This is a genomic window from Streptomyces sp. NPDC003691, from assembly GCF_053981115.1.
This window is the reverse complement of record NZ_JBSFNQ010000173.1, coordinates 1-6,188: the sequence shown is the minus strand read 5'-3', so window position 1 is coordinate 6,188 and position 6,188 is coordinate 1. Positions and strand designations below refer to the sequence as shown.

Sequence of the window (6,188 nt, the reverse complement as noted above, 5' to 3'; positions counted from 1 at the left end):
CTCGACCCGCCCCGGCCGCGACTCATCGCCGACCGTGACCGGACGGGCCCGGGGCCCGGCGCGTACGGCCCGTTCCCGGGCGTACGGAACGATCCTCCTTGCGGGAGACTCTGCGCAGCCTGCGCCGCTGAGCGGGGTCGAGCGCCAGATAGGCGGCGGCGGGTACGCCGAGCACGACGAGCAGCGCCCACCAGAACCCGATGACGGGTATCAGCAGCAGCCCGACGGCCGCGCCCCCTGCGACGATCTTCGTACGGGTGTTCATCCCGGCACCTCCTCACGCGGCCTCGGCCGCTCCTGTCCGTAACAACGTGTCCGCGCGAAGGCCGGTTCCCCGACCGTTCAGGCGGTACCGCCCCGCTCCGCCCGCAGGGGCTCGCCGACATCGTGCAGATGGGCCAGGGCCCGCCGGTACGAGTCGACGGGACCGGCTTCGGTGTACGGCAGCGACAGCGCCCGGCAGTGGGCTTTGACCAGCGGCCGGGCCAGCCTGAGATGCGGCCGCGGCATGCTCGGGAAGAGATGGTGCTCGATCTGGTGGTTCAGACCGCCGAGCAGCCAGTCCACGGCCCGGCCGCCGCTGACGTTCCGGGACGTCAGCACCTGCCGGCGCAGATGGCCCAGACCCTGGCCCGTCTCGTCGTCGAGCATCTCCATCCCCTTGTGATTGGGCGCGAACGCCATACCGAGGTGGAGACCGAGGAGCATCTGGTGGATCAGGGCGAAGACCAGGGCCCGGGAGACCGGCATCGTGGTGAAGAGAAACACGGTGTAGAGGACCAGATGGGCCAGGAGCAGGGTGCCCTCGGTCCACCGGGCGCGGGCCGTCCGGAAGACCGCGCCGCCGCCGAACACCCCGCGGAAGCCGTAGACCTTGAGGGCTATTCCCTCCAGGGTGGTCAGGGGGAAGAACAGCCAGGCCTGATGGCGGGTGAGCAGACCGCGGAAGCCGCGGCGGCCGGTGGCCTGCCGACGGGTGAAGACGAGGATGTCGGCGACGACGTCCGGGTCCTTGTCGATGTGGTTGGGGTTGGCGTGGTGGCGGTTGTGCTTGTCGTTCCACCACTCCTGGCTCATGCCGAGCAGCACATTGGCGTGCAGCAGCTGGATGAGCCGGCTCGCCCTGCGGTCGGCGGTGATCTGGGAGTGCCCGGCGTCGTGGCCGACGAACGCGGCGCGGGCGGAGAAGACCGCCAGCGGCGGGGCGAGCAGCAGCACCCACCAGGAGTCTCCGGCCAGCGCCGTCCCGGTGACCACGGCGGCGATACCGAGTACATGGGAGGCGATGCAGCGCGCGTACCAGCCCGTTCGGTACTCCAGCAGTCCCTGATCCCGTACGGCGCGCAGCAGCGGGGCGAACTCGCTGCCCGCGCAGCGGCGCGGCCGCCGCTCCCCCGGACAAGCCGGCCGGGAGCCGGGGCCGTCCGGTGACGGAGGCGGGGAGGGTACGGCGGTGGCCTGGGACATGGCGCTCTCCGGTCTGTGGCGTACGGGTCACGGGGAAGGGCCGCGCTGGACGGCCCGTGGCGGACCATGCGGACGGGCACTGCCCGCCGGGCCCGGCGGGGAAGGTGCCGGGTGATGGATCCGCGGTCCCTCCGACACCCGAAAACTAGGTCCCGGGACCTGCCGGGAACCATGACGCCATCCCCCGGACCATGCCGGGGGCCACCGCCCGGCCGCGGGTGGTGCCGGTGACACCCCGGCGGGGCGGCTCACCACCCATGACCGATATCACACCGGCGGAGAGTTCCCCCTATGGTGATCCGCAGTACAATCAACGACTCCATCCCTCGACTAGTCAAATTTGAGGAATCCGGTCATCACTGTGCACAGACCCTCCGCGGCACCACCCTCACCGGCCGACGGATCCCGCCTGACGCCCTCCTCCGCCGCCTCCTCTCCTCTCTCCCAGCCCTCTCGGTCCGTCGCCCTCCTGGCCCTCTGCCATGTCACCTTCCTCCCCGGCGATCCCGCCCGGACCGGCCGGTTCGCGTTCTGGCACCCGCACGGCGAGGCCCTGCCCGGCCATCCCGGGGCCTCCCCCGCACCGCTGACCGTCGTCGCCGACGACGTACGCCCGCATACGGTCGACGCCCTCACACTGTCCGTGCGCGACGCCCTCCCGGTACTGACCCGGGCCCGCACCGCCCCGGACGCCACGCCCTCCGCCGCCTTCTGGGGCAGCGCCGCGGTGTTCGCCCTCCAGCTCGTCGCCCGCGGTCTGCTGCTGCCCGGGCTCAGCCCCGCCGACCACGACGCCTGGCGCGCCGGTCCGCTCAGCCCGGCCGACACGGAGGCGATACGGACCCTCGCCGCTTCGATGCCCCCGACCGCGCACGCGGTCCCGCGGCCCACGGCACCGGACGGTTCCGGCACTCTGCTGCTGCCCGATCCCGAGCACCTGGTGCGGGCCTTCGCGGACGCGGTGGCGGACACCCTGCCGCGCACCCCGGCCGCCGCGGCCGCCGCCGGGACCCCGGTCTTCGCCGCCGAGGAGCCGCACCGGCTGCCGGGTGCCCGCGCCTGGGCGGCGGACATCGCCGCGGGCCACGACGCGGGGGTACGGCTCTCGCTCCGCATCGAACTCACCACCCCGGGCGGGGCTCCCGCCGGTCCCGCCGCCGGCGACGACGAGGGGGACGGGACCGGTGCCGAGCCGGGATTCCGCGCCGTGCTCCAGATGCACAGCGTCAGCGATCCCGCGGTCGTCCTCGACGCGGCCGACGTCTGGGCGGGCGGTGGCGCGGGCGGCGCCTTCGGTCCGCGCGCCCGGATGGACGCGCTGCTCGCGCTGCGCCGGGCCGCCCGCTCCTGGGCTCCGCTGACGCCGCTGCTGCACGCCGCGGTCCCCGACGCCATCGAACTGGCCGACGAGGAGATCGCCGAACTGCTCGGCGACGCCGCCCGGGCACTCGCCGCCAGCGGGGTCCAGGTCCACTGGCCCCGTGAGATGGCGTACCGCCTCACCGCGCGCGCCGTCGTCGGGCCGCCCGACGACGGCACGGGCGCAGGTGACGGCGGGGACGGCCGCCGTCAGGACGAGGAGTCCGGTCTGCCGTCGTTCCTCTCCGCCGACGCGCTGCTCGCCTTCAACTGGCGGTTCAGCCTCGGCGGCCATCCGCTGACCCGGGCGGAGCTGGACCGGCTGGCCGAGGCCAACCGGCCGCTGGTGAAACTGCGGGACCAGTGGGTCCTCGTCGACCCGGGGGAACTGCGGCGGGCCCGGCTCGGGCAGGACCGCAAGGTGACGCCGGTCGACGCCCTCGCCGCGGTCCTCACGGGCTCCGCCGAGATCGACGGCCGCCGGGTCGACGTCGACGCCTCCGGCTGGGTGGCGAGGCTCCGCGACCGGCTGGCCGACCCGGAGGGCGGCGAGCAGGAGATCGGCCCGCCCGCCGCGCTCGCCGCCACGCTCCGCGACTACCAGCTGCGCGGGCTCAACTGGCTGCACCGGATGACCTCGCTCGGTCTCGGCGGCTGTCTCGCCGACGATATGGGCCTCGGCAAGACCATCACCCTCATCGCGCTCCATCTGCACCGGCAGACGGATCCGGCGGCCGCGGGGCCGACGCTGGTCGTCTGTCCGGCGTCCCTGATGGGCAACTGGCAGCGCGAGATCGGGAAGTTCGCCCCCGGAACGCCGGTGCGCCGCTTCCACGGCGCCCGGCGCGACCTCGGTTCCCTCGGTGCCGGGGAGTTCGTCCTGACCACGTACGGCACGATGCGCCTGGACGCCGCGAGGCTGGCGGACGTCCCGTGGGGCATGGTCGTGGCCGACGAGGCGCAGCACGTCAAGAATCCGTACTCGGCGACCGCGCGGGGGCTGCGGACGATCGGGGCGCGGGCCCGGGTCGCCCTCACCGGCACCCCGGTGGAGAACAACCTGTCCGAGCTGTGGGCGGTCCTGGACTGGACGACGCCCGGCCTGCTGGGCCGGCTGGGCACCTTCCGCTCGCGCTACGCGCGGACCGTGGAGGGCGGCGACCCGGTGGCCGCCGCGCAACTGGCGGCCCTGGTGCGGCCGTTTCTGCTGCGCCGCCGGAAGTCCGACCCCGGTATCGCGCCGGAGCTGCCGCCGAAGACGGAGACCGACCGCGCGGTGCCGCTCACCCCGGAGCAGGCCGGTCTGTACGAGGCCGTGGTGCGCGAGACGCTGGCCGCGATCGCGGACGCCGACGGGATGGAACGGCGCGGTCTGGTGGTCAAACTGCTCACCGCGCTCAAGCAGATCTGCAACCATCCGGCGCAGTATCTGAAGGAGGAACGGCCGGTGGTCGCGGGCCGTTCCGGAAAGCTGGAGCTGCTGGACGAACTGCTGGACACCATCCTCGCCGAGGGCGCCAGTGTTCTGGTGTTCACCCAGTACGTGCAGATGGCCAGGCTGCTGGAGCGGCATCTCGCGGACCGGGGCGTCGGGACGCAACTGCTGCACGGCGGGACGCCGGTGGCGGAGCGGGAGGCGATGGTCGGCCGCTTCCAGGACGGTGAGGTGCCGGTGTTCCTGCTGTCGCTGAAGGCCGCGGGCACCGGGCTCAACCTGACCCGGGCGGAGCATGTCGTGCACTACGACCGCTGGTGGAACCCCGCGGTCGAGGCCCAGGCCACCGACCGCGCTTACCGCATCGGCCAGACCCAGCCGGTGCAGGTGCACAAGCTGATCGCGGAGGGGACGGTGGAGGACCGGATCGCCGGAATGCTGCTGCGCAAACGGGAGCTGGCGGACGCGGTGCTGGGCTCGTCCGGCGAGGCCGCGCTGACCGAGTTGACGGATACCGAACTGGCGAATCTGGTGGAGCTGCGGGAAGGGACGGACCGTTGACGAGGGACGGCGGGCAAGGTCAGGAGGACGGGTTCGACCCGTACGAGCAGGAGGACGACGCCGTGTACGGCGACGAGGGCGGGGGCGCGGATGACGAGCGGACGTTCGCCGCGCTGCCGCCCGTGGCGGGCCGGGGTTTCGCGGCGACCTGGTGGGGGCGCTCGTGGATCAAGGCGCTGGAGGACACGGCGCTCGACGCCCAGCAGCTGAAGAAGGGCCGCCGGCATGCCAGGGAGGGAGCCGTGGGTGCGGTGTCGGTGCGCCCGGGCCGGATCACGGCGGTGGTGAGGGACCGGGACGGCACCCGGCACCGCGTCGATGTGCTGATCCCCCGGCTGGACGAGGGCGACTGGGACCGCTTCCTGGACATGGCGGTCGACCGGGCGGGCCATATCGCGGCGCTGCTGGACCGGGATATGCCGCCGCATCTGGTGGAGGACGCGGCGACGGCGGGGGTGGAGCTGCTGCCGGGGATGGGCGATCTGGAACCGGAGTGCGGCTGCGAGTCGTGGGACCTGTGCCCGCATGCCGCGGCCCTCTGCTACACGGTGGCGCGGCTGCTGGACCAGGACCCGTTCGTGCTGCTGCTGATGCGGGGCCGCGGGGAGCGGCGGCTGCTCGACGAGCTCCAGGAGCGCAGCGTCGCCCGGGCGGCGGGAGCCGCGCCGGAGGACGGCGGTGCGCGGGGGGCCGGGGGCGCGGAGGCGGCCTGGGTGCCGGCGGCGGAGGCGTTCGCCGCCCGGGACATCCTGCCGCCGCTGCCCGCGCCGCCGCCGGTGCCGGACGAGCCGGGGCCGCCGCCGTGTCTGGACGCCGAGACGGATCCGGCACCCGGTGCCGGTCCGGACGCCCTGGAGTTCCTCGCCGCGGACGCGGCCGTACGGGCGCACCGGATGCTGGCCGAGGCGCTGGCGCCGGGGCACGGGAGCCGTCCGGTGGAGCCGGATCCGTCGTTCGGCGAGGACGCGGTACGGCTGGCGGCCGCGGTGCCGGGGCCGCTGGTCACCGGCCGGCTGGCGGCGGCGACGGGCCGTTCGCGGGCCGAACTGGAGCTGGCGGCACGGGCCTGGCGGACCGGCGGTCCCGTAGCGCTGCTCGTCCTCGACGACGGCTGGTCCCCGGCGGAGGAGGAGCTGGCACGGGCCTCGGCCGCGCTGGAGAGTGCCTGGGAGGCCGCGGACCGGCGGCCGAAACTACGCTCCGCGGCGCCCGGCCGCTGGACGGTGGTGGGCGCCGACCTCCAGTTGCGGTACGGGCCGGACGGGCGGTGGTGGCCGTACCGCAGGGAGCGGTCCCAGTGGGTCCCCGCGGGCCCGGCGGACCCGGATCCCGAGGCCGCGCTGGCGGGCGCGGGCGGCGAGACCGG

4 protein-coding genes are annotated in these 6,188 nt (G+C 74.5%); 2 read left to right on the top strand and 2 right to left on the bottom strand.

Features of this window, described 5'->3' with window-relative positions; translation table 11 throughout:
* Positions 1 to 22: 22 nt before the first annotated feature.
* Both ACWDR0_RS34225 and ACWDR0_RS34220 read right to left on the bottom strand, forming a co-directional pair.
* Positions 23 to 265: a hypothetical protein gene (locus ACWDR0_RS34225; RefSeq protein WP_456355734.1), complete on the bottom strand. Its 243-nt coding sequence runs from the start codon at positions 263 to 265 to the stop codon at positions 23 to 25.
* Positions 266 to 342: 77 nt separating this feature from the next.
* Positions 343 to 1,467, bottom strand: coding sequence for an acyl-CoA desaturase (locus tag ACWDR0_RS34220; protein ID WP_456355732.1), 1,125 nt, complete (start codon positions 1,465 to 1,467; stop codon positions 343 to 345).
* A gap of 469 nt (positions 1,468 to 1,936) precedes the next feature.
* Between ACWDR0_RS34220 and ACWDR0_RS34215 the strand changes: the two genes are divergently transcribed.
* The gene (locus ACWDR0_RS34215; protein WP_456355733.1) at positions 1,937 to 4,822 is read left to right on the top strand and encodes a DEAD/DEAH box helicase; all 2,886 of its coding nucleotides are present in this window, start codon (positions 1,937 to 1,939) and stop codon (positions 4,820 to 4,822) included.
* The coding region (locus ACWDR0_RS34210; protein WP_456355731.1) for an SWIM zinc finger family protein at positions 4,819 to 6,188 on the top strand (1,370 nt) is incomplete at its 3' end. The genes ACWDR0_RS34215 and ACWDR0_RS34210, both read left to right, overlap by 4 nt.

Bases quoted from the DNA above. Each gene is read 5' to 3' on its own strand.
- ACWDR0_RS34220 (WP_456355732.1), bottom strand. From the start codon at position 1,467: ATGTCCCAGGCCACCGCCGTACCCTCCCCGCCTCCGTCACCGGACGGC.
- ACWDR0_RS34225 (WP_456355734.1), bottom strand. From the start codon at position 265: ATGAACACCCGTACGAAGATCGTCGCAGGGGGCGCGGCCGTCGGGCTG.